The sequence below is a fragment of the Streptomyces sp. SID13726 genome, from assembly GCF_010548375.1.
Lineage (GTDB): Bacteria > Actinomycetota > Actinomycetes > Streptomycetales > Streptomycetaceae > Streptomyces.
This window is the reverse complement of the sequence record NZ_JAAGLY010000478.1, coordinates 1-435: the sequence shown is the minus strand read 5'-3', so window position 1 is coordinate 435 and position 435 is coordinate 1. Positions and strand designations below refer to the sequence as shown.

1 protein-coding gene and 1 pseudogene are annotated in these 435 nt (G+C 72.4%); both read right to left on the bottom strand.

The genetic code is table 11. From position 1 onward, the window contains the following. A pseudogene (locus G3I78_RS48675) lies at positions 1-226 on the bottom strand (enhanced serine sensitivity protein SseB); the annotation flags it as partial. A gap of 56 nt (positions 227-282) precedes the next feature. Beyond that, positions 283-435, bottom strand: a 153-nt coding sequence (locus tag G3I78_RS48670) for an enhanced serine sensitivity protein SseB C-terminal domain-containing protein (protein WP_164437060.1), incomplete at its 5' end; no start/stop codon positions are given.

The window sequence follows — 435 nt, the reverse complement described above, 5'->3', positions numbered from 1 at the left end:
CCAGCTCCTGCGGGGAGGTCACGCAGCGCGCGTACCCGAGGCCCTCGACCTCCATGCCGCCGTACTGGGCGTCCGGGGAGCCCGGCTGCCCCTGCCAGAGCAGCATCCACAGGCGGCCCTCGGCGAGGGCGTGCAGAAGCGACTCGTAGCTCTCGAAGCGCCCGGGCTTCACCTGGCGCATCATGTGCTCGACCTGCCCGGCCCCGGCCGTTCCTGACGCACTCACCCGGTACCCCTCTTCGTCCGCCCGTCCACCCGTATCGGCACCCAGCTTAAGCGGCGCTAAGCCGTGTAGAAGGGGCGTACGCGCTCGGCGATGAAGTCGACCACCGGGTCCTGCGCGGCGTCGAGGAGGATCAACTGCACGGGCCAGGGCGGCGCCACGCGGCCCAGGGCGCGGCCGAGGGCGTCCATCGGGGCGTTGCGCATACCGGG